Raw genomic sequence first — 18,134 nt, 5'->3', positions numbered from 1 at the left:
ATACACCCCCGACACCCGCGCGGCGCTGTCCCGGCGATTGTACGCGTACCTCGCAAAACACGTGGGAAAGTACGGCGGCCCGCCACAGCGCCCCCCCGGGCGTGGGGGCGCGTCTGAACGATACGTTTACCCCGCCGATGCGATAAACGGCCTGTTCCTTCCCGGACGGGCCACGCGTGCAGGCACATCCCTACACTTTCGGACTCGAAGAAGAATACTTCCTGGTTCGCCGCAACCGCCGCCGGTTGCGGCACATGCCGCGGGCATTTTTCGCCCGTTGCCACGAAGCGCTGGGTGATCGGGTCGGCAGCGAACTGCTGCAGACCCAGGTCGAAGTGCAGACCCTGGTCCATCACGATCACCGGGAAGCGCGCCGCGATCTGCATCACCTCCGTCGTACCGTCGGCGCCATCGCCGCCGAGCATGGCCTGGCGATTCTCGCGGCCGGCACCCATCCGATGGGGCTGTGGCGCGATCAGCGCAGCACCGACAAGCCGCATTACGACCGGGTGATGGAGCAGTTGCAGATGCTCGGCCATCGCAACCTGGTCTGCGGGTTGCACGTGCATGTGCAGCCGGCCGACACCTCCTCGCGCGTCGATCTGTTGCGACGGCTGCAACCCTTCCTGCCGCTGCTGCTGGCGATCAGCACCTCGTCGCCATTCTGGATGGGCCATCCCACCGGACTGATGGGTTATCGGCAGACCGCCTACCAGGAAATCCCGCGTACCGGCCTGCCGCCGCTGTTCGCCGACCAGGCCGCCTACGACCGCTACGTCGCGCGGATGGTGCAGTCCGGCACCATCGAGGATGCGAGCTTCCTGTGGTGGGCGATTCGTCCGTCGTTGCAGTACCCCACCCTGGAGTTGCGGGTTCCGGACTGCTGCACCGATGCCGACGATGCGCTGGCGCTGGCGCAACTGTTCCGCTGCCTGGTCCGCCACCTGGAACAGCATCCGGAGCGGCACGCCGGACTGGATGCCGGCGTGCAGGCGATCATCGCGGAGAACCTGTGGCGGGCGCAGCGTCATGGTTACGACGCCGGCCTGATCGATCTCGCCAGCGGGCGGCTGGTGCCGGTGCGGGAGATGCTGCGCAGTACCCAGCAGGTCCTGGAGGAAGACATCGCGGCGCTGGACGCCGGTGAAGCGTTCGAGCAGCTGTGGCGCATCCTCCAGCACGGCACCAGCGCGCACCGGCAGGTGGCGATCTATCGCGAGCGCCGGTACGTCGGCGAAGGTCGGCTGGATGCCTTGCAGGCGGTGGTGGACTGGCTGGCGGAAGCCAGCGTCCCGAAGGACGGTTGAAGCCCGGAACGCCCGCGCCGCTCAGCCCGGATCGGCGCGCTTCACGCTGGAAGGCGGAATCCGGTGGGTGGGCTGCAGCTGGGCGAAGATGGCCGCCGACGCCATCGTGATCAGGCCCACGCAAACGAAGGTCCAGCGGAACGCCGACAACGCCTGTCCCTGCAGCGGGTGCAGGGCGGGATTGCCGAACACGCCCAGCAGGCTGCCCGCCAATGCGACGCCGATGCTCATCGCCAGCATCATCGTCATTGACAGCAGGCTGTTGCCGCTACTGGCCAGATCGCCGTCCAGATCACGCAGCGCCAGGGTGTTCATGGCGGTGAACTGCAACGAGTTGACCGCGCCGAAACAGGCGAAGTGGATCAGGTGCACCCACATCGGCTGGTCCGCCGACACCAGCGCGAAGCTGGCCATCGCCAGTCCCACCAGCACCGTGTTGCCGACCAGCACCTTGCGATAGCCGAGCCGCTGCACCAGCGGCACCACGATGCGCTTGGAGAACATGCCCGCCAGCGCGGCCGGAATCATCAGCATGCCCGCCGACATCGGCGAGAAGCCAAGCCCGACCTGCAGCATCAGCGGAATCAAGAACGGCATGCCGCTGCTGCCCATGCGCGAGAACAGGTTGCCGAGCAGGCCGATGCTGAAACTCGGAACCCGGAACAAGGCCAGCGGGAACAGCGGGCGCGGCGCCCGCACCGCGTGCAGCCAGTACGCCACCAGGCCGGCCAGGCCGAACACCAGCAGCACCACCATCGCCCCGCGACTGCCTGCGTGATCGGACAGGCTGTCCAGCGACAGCGACACCGCGACCATGCCGAAGGCGAGCAGGACGTAACCCAGCGCGTCGAAGCGGACCCGTGGTCCGCGCAGATCCGGCATTCAGCGCAATGCGGCGACGGTGCCGAGCACGCCGAGCGGCAGGTTGATCAGGAAGATCCAATGCCACGAGGCCACTTCCACCAGCCAGCCACCTAGCGTCGGGCCGATCAACGGACCGATCAGGCCGGGCACGGTGACGAAGCTCATCGCCGCCAGGAAGTCCTTGCGCGGTACCGCGCGCAGCACCGCCAGTCGTCCCACCGGCAGCAGCATCGCGCCGCCGATGCCCTGCAACACGCGCGAAGCGACCAGTTGCGGCAGGTTCTGCGAGAACGCACAGGTCAGCGAGCCCAGCGTGAACAGGGTGACCGCGGCGATGAAGATCCGCTTGGTGCCGAACCGGTCCGCCAACCAGCCGGACGCCGGAATCAGCATCGCCACGGTCAGCGCGTAGGCCACCACCACGGCCTGCATGCGCAGCGGCGACTGGCCCAGATCGCGGGCCATCGCCGGCAGCGCGGTGTTGACGATGGTGCTGTCCAGCATCTGCATGAACACCCCGGCCGCCACCAGCCACAGCAACGGTCGCAGGGCGATGGTGGGCGGCGGAATCTCGGAGGAATTCATGCGGTCATTGTGCCCGTGCCGGCCCCGCGGAGGGATGAAGATCGGCGGCGCGCCCGCTCATGCGGCCTTCTGCCGCGAGACCACGAACACGCCGGACATCACCAGCACGGTGCCGACGACCTGCCACGGTCCCATCGGCTCGCCCAGCAGCAACAGGCTGAGCACGATGGTCGACACCGGCCCGATCATTCCGATCTGGGCGGCCAGGGCGGAACCGATACGCGACACCGCCATCATCACCATCAGGACCGGCAGCACCGTGCACACCGTGCCATTGAGCAGCGAGAGCCACCAGACCGGCGCCGGCACCGCCATCAGGCTGGCCGGCGGTCGCAGGAGCAGGAACTGGCCGATGCACAGCACGCTGGCCACGCTGCTGGCGTAGGCGGTCAGGCGCACCGCGCCGACCCGGCGCACCATCTCGCCGCTGCCGACCAGGTAGACGGCGTAGGCGAGCGCGCTGCCGAACACCAGCAGGCTGCCCAGCGCGATGTTGCCGCCGCCCAGCGACCAGTCGTGGCCGAACGCCAGCAATACGCCCGCGTAGCTGATCACCAGCGCCACCAGCTGCGCGCGACGGGCACGGCGCCGGAACACCAGCAGGCCGATCGCCAGCACCAGGGTCGGGGTGAGGTAGAGGATCAGCCGTTCGAGGGTGGCGGTGATGTACGCCAGGCCGGCGAAGTCCAGGAAACTGGCCAGGTAATAACCGAAGAAGCCCAGCCCGATGATCTTCGGTCCGTCGCCTTTCGCCAGCGGCGCGGCGCGGCGGGCCGCCCATGCGCCCATCAGCAGGAAGAACGGCAGCGCGACCAGCATGCGCAGGGCCAACAGGGTGATCGCGTCCACGCCGTGGCGGTAGCCCAGCTTGACGATGATCGCCTTGCCAGAGAACGCGATCGCGCCCAGCGCGGCCAGCGCGAAGCCGCCGAGCAGCGGTCCGGGCGCCGCCGCGCCAGAGGGCGCGGCCTCCGGGTCAAGCACCGCGCTGGCGGATTCGTCCTGCTGCTTGTCCTCGTCCGGCGTCGCGCCGCTCATGCGGGCATGGGCGCCGGCGCGCGATGGGGACACGGACGGAAGGCGTGTGGGGTGGTACGCTCATCCATGCGCGCATTCTAAACCCGCCGTGGCCCGGGTCAGGTCGGATGCACCGTTCCATCCGCGTTCGCCGCGTGTCCGCCGGCGCGGCGCATCGGCGGCAACTGCCAGTAGGTCAGCGCGCGCCAGGCCCACTCCAGCGGCCCATAGCGGAAATGACGCAGCCACAACGCGCTGAAACCGATCTGCAACGCGAACACCACCGCCACGAACGCCATCTGTCCGGGACGGGACAACTGTCCCCAATAGCCCAGGCCATAACCGAAGAAGAACAGCGTGCCCGCCAGCGATGCGCCGATGTAATTGGTCAACGCCATCCGCCCGGCGTAACCGAGCGGAGCGAGCCAGCGGCCGGCGCGCGTGCCCAGCAGCAGCACCATCGCGGAAAAGTAGCCCAGGCACAGCAGCAGCGCGCCCAACTGGAACAGCGACACCGCGGTCATCCGCATCGGATCGCGTCCCCCCATGCCGTCGCCGGGAAAACTCGGCACCAGCCACACGCTCAACAGGGTCATCGCCATGCCGATGGGCAAGGTCCACGCCGCCAGCCGCCGGAACAGCGCCGCGTGTTCGCGCAGTCGCGCCACCACGCCGGCGCGGACGAACCAGAAGCCAATCATGAACATCGGCAGCGCCATGAAGCTCAGGCCGGCCGCGTCCGGCATGTCCTCGGCGAACTTGGTGGCGCGGTAACGCACTGCTTCGGCATAGGTGCCGCGGCTGTCGATGCGGACTTCCTCGACCCGCTCCTTCGCCCGTTCCGCCAGGCGCTCCTGGCGCTTGGCGGCCTGCTCGGCGGTTTCCGGCGAACGGATCTGCGGGTACACCGCGGTCACGCCCGCGCCGATCAGGCCGAGCACGAACATCAGCGAATACAGCGTCACACCCCACTTCCACCAGCGCGCCAGGCTGCCCCGGTGCAGGAAGAACATCAGCACGCCGACCAGCACGAGCACCGCGATCGGCGCCGCCAGCGCGCCCGACTTCAGGACCACGGCGGCGACCGCGAACGACAGCAGCATGCCCAGCCAGAGTTTCCAGTTGCGGGTCACCACCAGCAGCAGGGCCAGCGCGGTGATGGCGTAGTTGTGCAGAATGTCGCCGGTCCAGATCAGGATGAAGTGGGCGATGCCGAACAGCAGCAGTCCCAGGATGCGCCGCAGGTAGGGCGCGACGAAGGCGCCTCCCCGGCGCTCCGCTCGCCCGAGCATCACCGCGAAGCCGATGCCGAACAACAGCGAGAACAGGGTCCAGAACTTGCCCTGCACGAACACGTACACCGCCCAGCTCACCGCGTAGTCCATGCCGTGCAGCGAAGGATCGATGCCGCGTCCCAGCTCGCTGATCGGCCGGGTGAACCATTCCACGTTCATCAGGAAGATGCCGATGAGCGCGAAGCCGCGGATGATGTCCAGCGCGGCGATGCGCTCGCCGGCATCGATGGGGGTCAGCGCGGCGCCGGTCTGATCGGGCTCGGGCGCGGTGGCGACTGCGGAAGCGTCCTGATGCATGGCGGCTCTCCTGCCTGTACCGGCGCACCATAGCGCCGGCCCCGGGGCGCCTCAGGTGCCGGAGGTCACCCAACTGTCGGCACGGCCGTCCTTCCGTCGGATGGCCGCTGCCAGGCGCCAACGCCGCTCATCGCATCAGCACCACTTCCTCGGCCGAGGTGGGATGGATGGCGATGGTGTCTTCCAGATCCCGGCGGGTGATGCCGCGCCGGATCGCCACCGCGAATCCCTGAAGGATCTCGTCGGCGCCCTCGCCCAGCAGATGCAGGCCGACCACGCGTTCCTCCTGGCCCGCGCATACCAGCTTGAACAGGCTGCGCTGCGGCGAATCGGCCAGCGCGTGCAGCATCGGCCGGAAGCGCGCGCGATAGACCTGCACGGCGGCGTCGCCGAAGTGGTCACGCGCCTCCTGCTCGGTCATTCCGACCTTGCCGATGGGCGGATGCGAGAACACCACCGTCGCGATGTCGCGGAACTCCAGCCGCGAGTCCGGCTTGCCGCCGTACAAGCGATCCATCAGCCGGCGCGCCGCCGCGATCGCCACCGGGGTCAACGCGGGGCCGGCGGTGACGTCACCGACCGCGTGGATGTTCGCCACGCTGGTGTTCTGCCACGCGTCGACCTCCACGAAACCGCGCGCGTCCAGCGTCACGCCTACGTTCTCCAGGCCGAGGCTGGCGGTGCTCGGCACCCGTCCGGTGGCGAACAGCACGCGATCGAACGGTTCGCTGCGCTCGCCGTTGGCATCGATCAGCACGACCTTGCCGTCTCCGGCCGGCCGCAGTTCCGCCAGCGCGTGACCGAAGTGCGCGCGCAGGCCGTGCTGGCGGTTGTCCTCCAGCAGATCCGCGGCCAGTTCGTGATCGAAACCTTCCAGCAGGCGCCTGCCGCGCACGAACAGTTCCACCTGGCTGCCGAGCGCCTGCAATACGCCGCCCAGCTCGACCGCGATGTAGCCGCCGCCAATCAGCGCCACCCGCGCCGGCGGATCGCAGAGCTGGAAGAAATCGTCGGACACCCCGCCCAGTTCCGCGCCGGGCACCGGCGGTCGGCGCGGCTTGCCGCCGGTGGCGAGCAGGATCCGCTCGCCGCGCAGGCGCGCGCCGTCGCTGTTCTCGACGGTATGCGCATCGACCAGATGGCCCCGGCAGGGCATCCAGACGATCCCGCTCTCATCCAGGCGCTTGCGATAGCTGGCGTGGATGCCGGCGATGTAGCGCTGGCGATGGACGATGAACTCGCGCCAGTCGAGCGGACGCGACTCCAGTTCAAAGCCCAGCTGCGCGGCCAGGGCGATGCGCTGGGCGGTATCGGCCGCCAGCCACATCGCCTTCTTCGGCACGCAACCGACGTTGACGCAGGTTCCGCCGAGTTCGGCCGGTTCCAGCAGCGCCACCCGCGCGCCGTGCGCGGCGGCGCGGAAGGCGCCCGCCAATCCGCCGGAGCCGCCTCCTATCACGATCAGGTCGAAGTCGGTCTGCGGGTTCATGAAAAACGCTCCGGTCGATAGGGATGCGGGTCGAGGGCCGGCGGACGGCCGGTGATGAGGTCGGCCATCAGCTGGCCGGTGGCCGCGCTCATGCTGATGCCGAGCATGCCGTGGCCGGCGGCCAGCCACAGGCGCGGATGCCGGGGCACGCGTCCCAGCAGCGGCAGATCGTCCCAGGTCATCGGCCGCCAGCCGCACCAGCGCTCCTGCACGACATCGCCCACGGGGTCATGCAGGAATTCGCGCGCGCCGCGCTCCAGCGCCGCCAGCCGCACGTCGTTGAGGCGATCGTCGTAGCCGGAAAATTCCATCGTGCTGCCCAGGCGGAAGCCGCTGTCCCATACGGTCACGCAGACCGAACGGTCCTTCAGCACCAGCGGCCGTTTCGGCACCCGCGGTGGCCGGCTGTAGGTCACCGAGTAGCCCTTGCCCGGCTGGATCGGCACGCGCAGGCCAAGCCGGCGCGCGAATTCCGGCGTCCACGCGCCGAGGGCGAACACCGCCTCGCGTCCTTCCCGCGTTCCCTGCGAAGTGCCGATGCGCACGCCATCGCGATCGTCCTCGAAACCGAGCACGCGGCAGCGGGTTTCGATTTCGCCGCCCCGCTCGCGCACGGCGCGCGCGAGTTCGGCGACATAGCGATCCGGGCGCAGGCGCGCGTCGTCGGGAAACCGGATCGCGCCGGCCACGCCCGCGCGAACCGCCGGCTCCTGGGCTTCATAGTCGGACCCGGCAATCACCTCGCTGGCGATGCCCATCCGGCGCAGCGATTCGCATTCGCGCACATAGCGCTCGAAATTGCGGGGATCGCGGAACACGTAGTCCAGTCCTTCTTCCTGGAACTCGCAGCGCAGCGGGTAGCGTTCGACCCATTCGGCCAAACGTGCGCGCGAGTCGTCCAGCAGCGCGGCGCGCGCCCGCGCGCTGTCCTGCCAATCGCGTGGATTGCAGCGCGCGGCGAAGCGCAACAGCCATCGCCACAGCGCGGGATCCACGCGTGGCTTGAGATACAGCGGCGCATCCGGGGTCAGCATCCAGCGCAATGCCTGCGTCACCACGCCGGGCGCGGCCAGCGGCGGCGCATGGCTGGGCGTGATGGTCCCGCAGTTGCCGTGCGATGCCCCGGCGCCGACGTGCTCGCCGGCTTCGAGCACGCGAACCGCGCGCCCGGCTTCCAGCAGCATCAGCGCGGTCGACAGGCCGATCGCGCCCGAACCGAGAACGAGGATTTCCTCCCGCCGGTGGTTCATGCGTGCCGCCCGCTCATCGCGCGACGCCCTGCGGGCGCGCCTGGCCAATCGCATGACCGTTTTTTCCATACGGCGTCAGCCACCAAGGACATGTCAAGCGTAATCCGGAGAAGGTAACGGTCATTCTCTGTCTTTCTTCACATAGTTTCTATTGACACCATTTGTCTCGCGCCAACATCGTACGGACATCGCCGGTCGTGTCCGCCACCGCGCGATGGAGCGCGCCCCACCCGCTTCCGATCCTGCTGTCGCAACACCCACATCCACACACCACAGGGGTCAGCACGCAATGCAACGGAAGATCAGTCTCATCTCCACGGCCATCGCCGCCATCCTCGTCACTTCCCCGCTGTACGCCGCCAACGCCGACCAGACGCCCGCCGCGAGCCGCGCCAAGGGCCTGGCCATCGGTCATGCGACCGCGCTGAAGAGCAGCGACGGCGACGAGTTCGTCGCCCGCGATGTTATCGTCGATCGCGATGGCACGGAGCACGTGCGCCTGGATCGTCGCTACAAGGGATTGCCGGTCATCGGCGGCGACGTGGTGATTCACTCCAAGAATGGAAAGCTCAGATCCACCAGCCTGACCCTCCGGGGCAACGGGCGGCCTGCGCTCAAGGCCGGCATTGATGCCGACGCAGCGGTGATCTCCGCGGGCGCCGACTTCAAGGGCCAGATCGACGACATCGGCAGCCAGGGCCTGGTGATCTACGCGCGCGGCGCGCAGCCGGTGCTCGCCTACGAGGTGCGGGTGCGCGGCGTGTCCGACAGCCAGGGCGAAGCCGACATGCGTTACTTCGTCGACGCGCACAGCGGCAAGGTGCTGGATCACTGGAACATCATCCACACCGCCGCCGCCGTCGGCACCGGCCAGACCCTGTTCCTCGGTGACGTGGCCATTACCACCAACTCGGTCAGCGGCGGCTACCAGATGCTGGATCCCACCCGCGGCGGCGGCAACACCCGCGACGGCCTGGGCAAGGAAATCAGCCGGGTCTACAGCACCGCGGCGATCATGACCGACGCCGACAACAACTGGGGCAACAACACCGAGTCGCAGGTCGCCAGCGAGGCGTCGGATGCGCATTTCGGCGTGGCCGCCACCTGGGATTACTACAAGAACACCTTTGGCCGTAACGGCATTTTCAACGATGGCGTGGGCGTGAAGAGCATCGTCAACGTGACCTTCCGCGGCGGCGGCGGTCCCGCCACCGGCGGCAATGCCGGCTGGTACGGCGCGCCATACAAGTTCATGGCCTATGGCCTGGGCACCTCGACCTGGTACCCGGTGGTCGCGATCGACGTGGCGGGACACGAGATGACCCATGGCGTGACCGAGGCGACGTCCAACCTGGCCTACTCCGGCGACGCCGGCGGTCTGAACGAAGCCGCCTCCGACATCATGGGCACGATGGTGGAGTACTTCGTCAACAACGCCAGCGATCCCGGCGACTACATGATTGGCGAGAAGATCTACCGCAGCAATCCGGACGGCAAGAAGGCGCTGCGCTACATGTTCCGCCCTGGCGACGCGGACGGTGGCCGCTCCTACAACTGCTATCCGGCGGCGGGTTTTGCCGGCGTGGATCCGCACTACTCCTCCGGCCCGGCCAACCATTTCTTCTATCTGCTCGCCGAGGGCGCGGTATCGCCCGCCGGTTTCAGCTACACCGCCAGCCAGTTGGTCTGCAATGGCGACACCGGCGTGACCGGCATCGGTCGCGATGCCGCCCAGCGCATCTGGTACCGCGCCCTGACCGTGTACATGACCTCCAGCACGACCTACCCGCAGGCCCGTGCCGCCACGCTCAACGCGGCGACCGATCTGTATGGCGCCGGTTCGGCGCAGTACAACGCGGTGGCCCGCGCCTGGAGCGCGGTCAGCGTCAACTGACCCGTTGTCGGCAATGCAAAAAGAACGGCCCGCGCAGGCGGGCCGTTTTCTTTCCGGAGGTTCAGGCGTTCAGGCGGACGCCGGATTCGCCCGCATCGGTTGCGGTCGCAGGTAGGTCAGCGAACGCCAGACCCATTCGGCCGGACCGAAACGGAAACGCGCCAGCCACCAGCGGCTGCACAGCACCTGGATCAGGAACAGGCCGAACACGAAAGGCACCTGCCAGGCGCGCGGCAGTTGATCCAGGTAACCCAATCCGTAGCCATTGAAGATCAACGTGCAGACGATCGACTGCATTAGGTAGTTGGTCAACGCCATCCTTCCCGCCGGCGCCAGCCAGTGCAGCAGCGGCGCGCTCGCGGCCGACCGCACCCCCTTCACGATCCAGCCGAGGTAGCCGAAGGCCATCAGCACGCTGCCGATCGAACTGGCCGCGAACGCGGTCGACGAATGCAGGTTGATGTTGTCGAAACGCGCGGTGGGTTCCATCCAGAACGACAGCAGCATCAGGGCAAGGCCCAGCGGCAGCGCGCCCCAGCGCAGGAAGGCGAACAGGCGTGGATGCCCCTGCGGCGCGGCGATGGCGCCGCTCTTCACGAACCAGGTGCCGAACAGGAACATGCCGAACACCGTGGGGCCGATGAACAACAGGTTGCTCAGCATGAAGCCGACGTCCTTGGCGCGCTGCGCGACGGCTTCCAGGTAGGTGCCGGCGCCATAGGCCTGGCGCTGGCCTTCCAGCATCGCGTTCATCTCCACGCCGGCCTTGGCCATTTCCTGGTTCCACTGCGCGGCCGCGCCGGGTTCCAGTTGCATCATCGACCCGAGCAGCCCCAGCAGCAGCATCATTCCCGACGACGCCAGATAGGCCAGGCCCGCCAGCCACGGCAGCCACCGTGCCGACACGTTGCGGAACGCGAGTAGGAAGAACGACAGCAGCGCGTAGATCAGCAGGATGTCGCCCGACCAGATCAGCAGGCCGTGAATCACGCCGATGACCAGCAGCACCAGGCTCCGCCGCCAGTACACGCCCGCGAACGGCTGTCCGCGCGCTTCGGCGCGTGAGGACATCACCGCGAAACCCATGCCGAACAGCAGCGAGAACAAGGTGTAGAACTTGCCCTGCACCAGGATGTAGATCAGCGCATCGGCGATGCGGTCGGCCCCGGTCAGGGCGGGGTCGAGTCCGGAGAAGGACTGGAACAACGGGCCGGCCATGCCCTCGATGTTCATCAGCAGGATGCCCAGCAGCGCGAAGCCGCGCAGCACATCCATGGTTTCGATGCGCTCACTGGCGGCCACCGGCCGCAGCGATGCACCCGCACTGTCCGTTACTGCGGTCATGTCCTGGCTCTCCCTGGATTCCGGCCGGCATTAGAGCATGCCTGTCATGCCTTCCCCAGCGGGGTCATCGGCGGCCCGCAGCAAGGGCTGATCGGTGGCGAACGCCGCCAGATGCTCGACCAGCGCGCGCACCCGCGCCGGCAGATACCGCTGTTGTGGCCAGACCGCGTAGACCGCGCGCGATGGCAGACGCCAATCCGCCATCACCTCCACCAGGTCGCCATTCGCGAGCCCGTGCTGGCAGACATTCAACGGACACATCAGGATGCCCATGGCCTTGCGGGCCGCATCGACCGCGAGCCCGAGATCGTTGACCCGCAGACGCCCGGCCGGACTGAGCTCGAATCGTTCGCCGCTGCGCCGGTGACGAAAGCTCCAGAGCGTCAGCGGTTCGGCCACCACGACATCGTGCCGCCGCAGATCCGCAGGCGTCGCCGGCGGCGGCCGTTCGCGCAGATACGACGGCGAGGCGACCAGCCTGACCTCCACCTCGCCCAGCCGGCGCTGCTGCAGTTGCGAATCCGGTTGTTCGCCGGTCCGGATCGCCAGGTCGGCGTGGCGGGCGTACAGATCCTGGGTCTGGTTGCTCAGTTGCAGTTCCAGTCGCACCTCCGGATACCGCGACAGAAAACCGCTCCAGGCGTCCGCAAACACCCCGTTGGCCAGATTGATCGGAGCCAGCACCCGCAGCAACCCCTTCACGTCCCTCAGGCTGTCGTCCAGTTGCTCGACCGCCTGTTGCAGCGAATGCACCAGCGGACGACTGCGCTCGTAGTACTGCCAGCCTTCCGGCGTGGGGGTCATCCGGCGGGCGCTGCGATGCAGGAGGCGGCAGCCCAGTTCCCGCTCAAGCCGCTGCAGGCGCCGGGTCAGCGTGGAGGTGGGCAGATCCAGGCGTGCGGCGGCCTGAGTGAGGCTGCCGGCTTCGACAATGGCGATGAAGAGGGCAAGATCGTCCAGCATGATTCCGAAAATGCAATTTGATATTCAATTTATCGCCGTATTCTGCACAGATGGAACTGAATAGGCTGCCCGCTCCCGTATTCCCCAAGGAGCCTCCGATGATTCCCATCCCTCTCCACTCCCTGCTGGGCGCCATGGTCCTGGGCGCGGCCCTGACGACCGCCACCGCGCCCGCGATGGCCGGCAATCGCGACGCCGGCATCGACGCCCTGCGCCAGCAGCACCGCGCCGGGCGCGCCGCCGTGCTGCTCATCGAATTCCAGAACGAATGGCTGGCCCCGGACGGCAAGCTCAATGGTCTGGTCCAGGATCGCGCGCAGTTGGCGGACGCCGTCGCCGCCGGCACCCGCCTGCTCGATGCCGCCCGTGCCTCCGGCGTGCCGGTGATCCACTCCGGGCTGCGCTTCGATCCGGGTCATCCGGAACTGGGGGGCGCCCGCTACGGTCTGCGCGAGGCCATCCCGCGCGCGGGAACGTTCCGCGGCGCGGGCGCGGAGTTCTTCGGTCCGTTCCAGCCGGCACCCGGCGAATTCGTCGCCAGCGGCCGCCTGGGCGCCAGCGCCTTCGCCGGCTCCAACCTGAACAGCTATCTCCGCAACCGCGGCATCGATACCCTGCTCATCGCGGGCTTCGCGCTGCACGTCTGCGTGGAGTCGACGCTGCGCGCCGCGCACGATCTGGGTTACGAAACCATCCTGGTCGAAGACGCAAGCGCGGCGTTCAATGCGGCCCAGCGCCGGCACGTGCTGGACGAGGTCGTCCATCATTTCGGCCACGCCATGTCCAGTGGCGAAGTCATCCACGTACTGACGGAGACGAACGAGTGAAATCGCGCGGCATCTGTTTTGCCCTGGCGGCACTGCTCGCCGGCCACTCCCTTCCCCTGTCCGCCCAGGAGCCCGACGCCATGCTGCAAGCCGTGAATCCCCCCGGCGCCACCATTCCCAATGTTTCCCAGGCCATGCGCATCGATGGCGGCAAGCTGTTGCTGCTGTCCGGCCATGTCCCGCTGCGTGCCGATGGCAGCGTGGTGGAAGGTTCGCTCGAGGAACAGATGGAACAGGTGATGCGCAACCTGGATGCCACCCTGCGCGCGGCGGGCAGCGATTTTTCCCATGTGGCGCGGTTGACGATCTATGTCCGCGATTTCGACGCCGCGCAATTGCCGGCGATCCGGGCGGCGCGCGATCGCTGGATCGATCCGAAGCGCCCGCCCGCCAGCGCGCTGATCGGCGTGCAGGCGCTGTTCCAGCCGGACGTACGGGTCGAAGTGGATGCCATCGCGGTCATTCCGGAACCCGCCGGCGACGACAAGAGCGCCCGCTGACCGGACGGCGACACCGCGGAAACGAAAACGGCCCGCTCGCGCGGGCCGTTCCGTTGCCGATGGCGGGAGCTTCCACTCAGTGGTGGTGGCCGCCGTCGCCGTGCACGTGGCCGTGCTCGATTTCTTCCTGCGAGGCTTCGCGCACGTCGACGATTTCCACGTCGAAATGCAGATCCTTGCCGGCCATCGGGTGGTTCAGATCCACGTCGACCACGCTCATGCCGACCTTCTGGATGGTCACCGCGCGCGGACCGAAGTTGGTGTTCAGCACGACCTGCTGGCCCGGGACGAGCTTCTGGGCGCCGAAGTGCTTCTTGGGCACGCGCTGGGTGAGGCCGTCACGGCGTTCGCCGTAGGCGTCGGCGGCGGTCACGTCCACGCTGAAGCTCTCGCCGGCCTCGCGATCCTGCATGGCGTTCTCCAGGCCCGGGATGATGTTGCCGTGGCCGATCAGGATGGCGAGCGGCTCGCGATCCTTCGAGCTTTCCAGCGGCTCCTGGCCGACTTCGGAGACGGTGTAGTGGAAACGGACGACGCTGTCTTTTGCGATTTTCATTCAGGACTCTGGAATATGGGCTGCCGGCGGCAGGCGTGGTGGCTTGTCGGCCAGGTGGATTGCGGGCGAAGATGCGCCGCAATGAAGACCGTGCATTATCCCGGCTTGGACGCCCCGCCGCCACCCGCGGCCCCGCGCGTCATCCTCGCGATCGCACTGCTGCTGGCCGCCCTGCTGGCCGGCTGCGGCGGCGGCAAGGAAACCGTCCGCCGCGCCCCGCCGCCGCCCGCCCGGGAATGGCCCCGGGTCGACGCCGAGGACCCGGCCGCCGCCAACGCCGTGCTGATGCGGGCCATCGGCCTGGTCGGCACGCCCTACCGCTACGGCGGCAACACCCCCGAATCCGGCTTCGACTGCAGCGGGCTGGTCGCCTACGTCTTCCGCGACATGCTGGATCTGAAGCTGCCGCGCACCTCGGGGGAACTGGCCCGGGTGCAGGGCCCCCGGATCGAACCGCGCAAGCTGGCCCCGGCGGACCTGGTGTTCTTCGGCAGCCGCGGCAGCGTCAGCCATGTCGGCATCTACGTCGGCGAGGGCCGGTTCGTGCATGCGCCCAGCACCGGCGGGACGGTCCGGCTGGACCATCTGGATGGCAGCTACTGGCGCGACCACTACACCGGCGCCAAACGGGTTCTGCACTGAAGCCGGCCACTTCTGTGACCCAAGCCCGGGATCATTAACGAATAAATAACGATTTGTGAACCAAATCGACGCGATATGACGGCACTATTGCCGCTTCGCATTTTTCCCGACCCCGCGTGACGACCGACGACCTGCCGCCAGGCCAGCCCGCCGCCACCCTCCGCTCCCCGCGGGGCGCGACCCGTCTTCTCTCCCTGCTTCTGCTGGCGGCCGCCAGCGTTCCGGCCTGGGCGCAGCATGCGCCGACCGCCGACGCGGTCCAGATCGACGCCCCGGACGCCGCTCCGGCCGCCGGCGCGGAAGCTCCCCGCGAAGCCGCCAAGCCGGCCTCGCTGAGCATCAAGGAAAAGGCGGCCGAAGCCGCCACCGCCACCCTCACCGCTCTGCTGCCCCGCCTCGCCGCCAGCGACAGTCTGCCGCTGCTGGACCGCTCGACCATGGTCGCCGGCGATCTCAGCCGCCTGCTGGCCGGCTACGACCTCAGCAAGGAAGGCGTGGTCAAGGACGAGGGCGGCAAGATCCAGGCCGTGCTCAAGCGCGCGTTGACCCTGATGGGCACGCCCTACCGCTGGGGCGGCACCTCGCCGGACAGCGGTTTCGACTGCAGCGGCCTGGTCGGTTACGTGTTCCGCACCGCGCTGGGCATCGAGCTCCCGCGCGTGTCCCGCGACATGGCCTCGCAGGCCAACGGCCAGCTGATCGCCAGCCGTGACGAACTCAAGCAGGGCGACCTGGTGTTCTTCGGCCGCAAGGGCCGGATCAACCATGTCGGCATCTACGTCGGCGAAGGCCGCTTCCTGCATTCCCCCAGCGCCGGCAAGGACGTCCGCGTGGACACCCTGATGAGCGGCTACTGGGCGCCGCGCTTCATGCAGGCCCGCCGCGTCGCGATGTGAGCCCACGGGTCGTTGCGCCCGGCCCGATCTATTCGAATTCGCGATGTGGCACGTAGGAGCGACGTGAGTCGCGAGCCTCTGTTTTTTCCGCTCCTCCCCAACAGAAATGCGCTTGCCGGGCTGACGGCAGGTTTCCGGACATTCCGGACACCTCGTCGCGACTGACGTCGCTCCTGCCATGAGGTCAATCCAAAGCCCTCCCTGTAGGAGCGACGTGAGTCGCGAACGCTTGGCGCGTTACCCAGAACCGTGGCGATGACAGGCCCACTCGCCTATCTGGGCCCGGCTGTTACCTAGTCCTCCGGTCGCGACTCACGTCGCTCCCACGCGGGACATCCGGACATCCGGAGCTCAGCTCGCCGCGCCGGCGCTCTGATAGTGGGCGACGGTTTCCTCGATGCCCTTGCTCAGTTCCATCACCTTCAATGCGTACTCGGCCAGGCGGCAGTCCTCCGGCGTCTCCGGCTTCCACGCCGGCACCGCGATGGGCCGGCCCTCGACCTGATCCAGCGCGACGAACACGATGATGCAATGGGTGCACAGGCGCGATTCGCCGCCCATCGGGTCGCGGGCGCGCACGTCCACCGCGAAATGCATGCTGCTGGTGCCGGTGTAGACCAGCTTGGCCGACACCGTCACCAGATCGCTGGTGCGGATCGGGGCGACGAAGCGGATGCCGCCCACCGCCACGGTCACGCTGTAATGCCCGCTCCAGCCCACCGCGGCGGCGTAGCCGACCTGGTCGATCCATTTCATCACGATGCCGCCGTGCACCTTGCCGCCGTAGTTGACGTCGGTCGGCTGGGCCAGGAAACGGAAATTCAGTTCACGCTGCTCGCCGCTCATGGGCACCTCCTCGGATGGAACGGCAACGATACGCCAGTCCGGCGTCCGCGGCGTCCGTTTCATCCTGTCGCCGCGCAAAAAAAAAGCCGGCGCGGAGGCCGGCTTTGAATGACAGGGGAACTGCGTTTCCTGCGGTTTACTTCTGTGACGTCTGGAACGCACCGTAGGGCTTGAGCTGCTCGGCAATCGCCTTGCCGTCGCCGACCACGATGATGGACTGGCGCTTCGGATCGAAGTACTGCTTCGCCACCGCCTGCACCTTGGCCGCATCGACCTGGCGCAGGCGCGGGACGTACTGGCCGAGGAAATCCGACGGCAGGCCGATCAACCAGTTCTTCGCCAGGGTGCCGGCCACCGCGCCCTGCAATTGATTGCTGAGCACGTAGTCGCCGGCGATGTAGCGCTTGGTGTCGTCCAGTTCCTTGGCCGGCACCGGTTCGTTGCGCAGGCGATCGAACTCGCCGAAGAATTCCTTCAGCGATGCGCCGGTGACTTCGTTGCGCACGTCGGCCTGCGAGACCAGATCGCCACCGGCGCGGGACGCGGACAACCGGGTGCCCGCGCCGTAGGTATAGCCCTTTTCCTCGCGCAGGTTGAGGTTGACCCGGCTGCTGAAACCACCGCCCAGCACGATGCGGGTGAGTTGCAGCGGGATGTAGTCCGGATCGGTGGCGGCCAGCGCCGGCTGTCCGATGCGCAGGGTGGACTGCACGCTGCCGTCGCGCTGCAGCAGCACGAACTTCGGCGTGGCGGTGCGCGGGGTGGCCGCGGTATCCGCCACTTCGCCGCCGGCGCCCTTCCAGTTGCCGAACGCCTTCTCCGCCATCGCGAAGCCCTGCGCCGGGGTCACCCTGCCGGTGATCACCAGCAGGCTGCGGCCCGGATGGAAGCGACGCGCGTGCTCGGCGCGCAGCGTCGGCGTGGCGAGCGCGGCGATGCCGGCTTCGCTGAGCTGGGTGCGCGCATACGGATGGTCGCCGTACACCGCCGCCAGCATCGCCCGGTTGGCGCGGAACGAGGGCTGCGCTTCGTTGGCCTTCAACTGCTGGGTCGCATTGGCCTGGGCCAGCTTGACCTCGTTCTCGGGGAAGGTGGGCTCGCGCGCCACTTCGGCCAGCAGATCCAGCATCGGCGCGGCCTGGCTGGCGAGCGCGTCGGCATACAGGGTGACGCCATCGTTAGAGGCGCCGGCGCCGATGCTGCCGCCGTAACTCTGCGCGGTCTCGGCGATGGCGCGCGAATCGCGGCGCGCGGTGCCTTCGGTCAGCAGGCCGGCGAACAGGCTGGCGAAACCGGAGGCATCCGGCGCGTCGGCGGCCAGGCCGGCGTTGCGCACCGCCAGCACGTAGTCCACGCGCGGGATGCCGTCGCGCGGCACCACCCACACTTCCAGGCCGTTGGCCAGGGTCTTCTTTTCGATCTGCGGCACCGGCAGCGGCTTGTCCGGCGCGTAGGGCGGCAGATCCTTCGGCAACACCGGCTCGGCGGCATGCGCCGCGCCGGCGAACAGGGTGGTCAGGGCGAGGGCGATCGCGGTCTTGTGCAGGCTCATCGGGATTCTC

Annotated in this window: 15 protein-coding genes and 1 pseudogene; 6 read left to right on the top strand and 10 right to left on the bottom strand. The window is 68.1% G+C overall.

Translation table 11 applies throughout. The features are described 5' to 3' along the window. Positions 1-176: 176 nt before the first annotated feature. Positions 177-1,307 carry a carboxylate-amine ligase gene (locus ACTHN1_RS04850; RefSeq protein WP_440469827.1) on the top strand — a complete coding sequence of 377 codons (1,131 nt, stop codon included), beginning with the start codon at positions 177-179 and terminating at the stop codon, positions 1,305-1,307. Between the two features lie 21 nt (positions 1,308-1,328). On the opposite strand, the pseudogene mdtD reads toward ACTHN1_RS04850, so the two are convergent. The 5 genes and pseudogenes from mdtD to ACTHN1_RS04825 all read right to left on the bottom strand — a co-directional run bounded on the left by mdtD (position 1,329) and on the right by ACTHN1_RS04825 (position 8,104). Then, positions 1,329-2,756, bottom strand: a pseudogene (mdtD, locus tag ACTHN1_RS04845) (multidrug transporter subunit MdtD). Positions 2,757-2,813: 57 nt separating this feature from the next. Continuing rightward, the gene (locus tag ACTHN1_RS04840) at positions 2,814-3,827 is read right to left on the bottom strand and encodes a DMT family transporter (protein WP_440469826.1); all 1,014 of its coding nucleotides are present in this window, start codon (positions 3,825-3,827) and stop codon (positions 2,814-2,816) included. A gap of 65 nt (positions 3,828-3,892) precedes the next feature. After that, positions 3,893-5,365: a DUF418 domain-containing protein gene (locus ACTHN1_RS04835; protein ID WP_440469825.1), complete on the bottom strand. Its 1,473-nt coding sequence runs from the start codon at positions 5,363-5,365 to the stop codon at positions 3,893-3,895. A gap of 127 nt (positions 5,366-5,492) precedes the next feature. Continuing rightward, a complete protein-coding gene (gene gorA, locus ACTHN1_RS04830) occupies positions 5,493-6,854 on the bottom strand; it encodes a glutathione-disulfide reductase (RefSeq protein WP_440469824.1) in 1,362 nt (453 codons plus the stop codon). Beyond that, on the bottom strand, positions 6,851-8,104 hold the full coding sequence (locus ACTHN1_RS04825) for an NAD(P)/FAD-dependent oxidoreductase (protein WP_440469823.1): 1,254 nt from the start codon (positions 8,102-8,104) through the stop codon (positions 6,851-6,853). The genes gorA and ACTHN1_RS04825 overlap by 4 nt, the downstream gene beginning before the upstream one ends. A gap of 289 nt (positions 8,105-8,393) precedes the next feature. Here ACTHN1_RS04825 and ACTHN1_RS04820 point away from each other — a divergent pair, with 289 nt between their 5' ends. Beyond that, complete coding sequence (locus tag ACTHN1_RS04820) at positions 8,394-9,998, top strand: M4 family metallopeptidase (RefSeq protein WP_440469822.1); 1,605 nt, start codon at positions 8,394-8,396, stop codon at positions 9,996-9,998. 69 nt (positions 9,999-10,067) lie between these two features. Here the strand turns inward: ACTHN1_RS04820 and ACTHN1_RS04815 are convergent, their stop codons facing one another. Both ACTHN1_RS04815 and ACTHN1_RS04810 read right to left on the bottom strand, forming a co-directional pair. Continuing rightward, positions 10,068-11,342, bottom strand: a complete 1,275-nt coding sequence (locus ACTHN1_RS04815; RefSeq protein ID WP_440469821.1) for a DUF418 domain-containing protein — start codon at positions 11,340-11,342, stop codon at positions 10,068-10,070. A 30-nt stretch (positions 11,343-11,372) separates the two neighbouring features. Continuing rightward, positions 11,373-12,305 (bottom strand): LysR family transcriptional regulator, encoded by a 933-nt coding sequence (locus ACTHN1_RS04810; protein ID WP_440469820.1) that lies wholly within the window; start codon positions 12,303-12,305, stop codon positions 11,373-11,375. Between the two features lie 98 nt (positions 12,306-12,403). On the opposite strand from ACTHN1_RS04810, the gene ACTHN1_RS04805 reads away from it, so the two are divergent. Further along, entirely contained in the window at positions 12,404-13,132 is a 729-nt protein-coding gene (locus tag ACTHN1_RS04805; protein ID WP_440469819.1) for a cysteine hydrolase, read from the top strand. Positions 13,133-13,212: 80 nt separating this feature from the next. Next, entirely contained in the window at positions 13,213-13,632 is a 420-nt protein-coding gene (locus ACTHN1_RS04800; protein WP_440469818.1) for a RidA family protein, read from the top strand. A 76-nt stretch (positions 13,633-13,708) separates the two neighbouring features. On the opposite strand, the gene ACTHN1_RS04795 is transcribed toward ACTHN1_RS04800, so the two are convergent. Then, complete coding sequence (locus ACTHN1_RS04795) at positions 13,709-14,188, bottom strand: FKBP-type peptidyl-prolyl cis-trans isomerase (RefSeq protein ID WP_440469817.1); 480 nt, start codon at positions 14,186-14,188, stop codon at positions 13,709-13,711. An 81-nt stretch (positions 14,189-14,269) separates the two neighbouring features. Between ACTHN1_RS04795 and ACTHN1_RS04790 the strand changes: the two genes are divergently transcribed. Further along, entirely contained in the window at positions 14,270-14,830 is a 561-nt protein-coding gene (locus ACTHN1_RS04790; RefSeq protein WP_440469816.1) for a C40 family peptidase, read from the top strand. 116 nt (positions 14,831-14,946) lie between these two features. After that, positions 14,947-15,726 carry a C40 family peptidase gene (locus tag ACTHN1_RS04785; RefSeq protein ID WP_440469815.1) on the top strand — a complete coding sequence of 260 codons (780 nt, stop codon included), beginning with the start codon at positions 14,947-14,949 and terminating at the stop codon, positions 15,724-15,726. 351 nt (positions 15,727-16,077) lie between these two features. On the opposite strand, the gene ACTHN1_RS04780 is transcribed toward ACTHN1_RS04785, so the two are convergent. Further along, complete coding sequence (locus ACTHN1_RS04780) at positions 16,078-16,572, bottom strand: acyl-CoA thioesterase (RefSeq protein WP_440469814.1); 495 nt, start codon at positions 16,570-16,572, stop codon at positions 16,078-16,080. 136 nt (positions 16,573-16,708) lie between these two features. Then, positions 16,709-18,124, bottom strand: coding sequence for a M16 family metallopeptidase (locus ACTHN1_RS04775; RefSeq protein WP_440469813.1), 1,416 nt, complete (start codon positions 18,122-18,124; stop codon positions 16,709-16,711). Positions 18,125-18,134 lie beyond the last annotated feature (10 nt).

Origin of the sequence: Pseudoxanthomonas sp., from assembly GCF_051953815.1 — a bacterium.
GTDB lineage: Bacteria > Pseudomonadota > Gammaproteobacteria > Xanthomonadales > Xanthomonadaceae > Pseudoxanthomonas_A.
Note: the sequence above shows the minus strand (reverse complement) of the source record. Positions and strands in the feature narration are given on the sequence as shown.

Bases quoted from the DNA above. Each gene is read 5' to 3' on its own strand.
- ACTHN1_RS04835 (WP_440469825.1), bottom strand. From the start codon at position 5,365: ATGCATCAGGACGCTTCCGCAGTCGCCACCGCGCCCGAGCCCGATCAG.
- gorA (WP_440469824.1), bottom strand. From the start codon at position 6,854: ATGAACCCGCAGACCGACTTCGACCTGATCGTGATAGGAGGCGGCTCC.
- ACTHN1_RS04820 (WP_440469822.1), top strand. From the start codon at position 8,394: ATGCAACGGAAGATCAGTCTCATCTCCACGGCCATCGCCGCCATCCTC.
- ACTHN1_RS04780 (WP_440469814.1), bottom strand. From the start codon at position 16,572: ATGAGCGGCGAGCAGCGTGAACTGAATTTCCGTTTCCTGGCCCAGCCG.
- ACTHN1_RS04790 (WP_440469816.1), top strand. From the start codon at position 14,270: ATGAAGACCGTGCATTATCCCGGCTTGGACGCCCCGCCGCCACCCGCG.
- ACTHN1_RS04810 (WP_440469820.1), bottom strand. From the start codon at position 12,305: ATGCTGGACGATCTTGCCCTCTTCATCGCCATTGTCGAAGCCGGCAGC.
- ACTHN1_RS04775 (WP_440469813.1), bottom strand. From the start codon at position 18,124: ATGAGCCTGCACAAGACCGCGATCGCCCTCGCCCTGACCACCCTGTTC.
- ACTHN1_RS04795 (WP_440469817.1), bottom strand. From the start codon at position 14,188: ATGAAAATCGCAAAAGACAGCGTCGTCCGTTTCCACTACACCGTCTCC.
- ACTHN1_RS04825 (WP_440469823.1), bottom strand. From the start codon at position 8,104: ATGAACCACCGGCGGGAGGAAATCCTCGTTCTCGGTTCGGGCGCGATC.
- ACTHN1_RS04800 (WP_440469818.1), top strand. From the start codon at position 13,213: ATGCTGCAAGCCGTGAATCCCCCCGGCGCCACCATTCCCAATGTTTCC.
- ACTHN1_RS04805 (WP_440469819.1), top strand. From the start codon at position 12,404: ATGATTCCCATCCCTCTCCACTCCCTGCTGGGCGCCATGGTCCTGGGC.
- ACTHN1_RS04815 (WP_440469821.1), bottom strand. From the start codon at position 11,342: ATGACCGCAGTAACGGACAGTGCGGGTGCATCGCTGCGGCCGGTGGCC.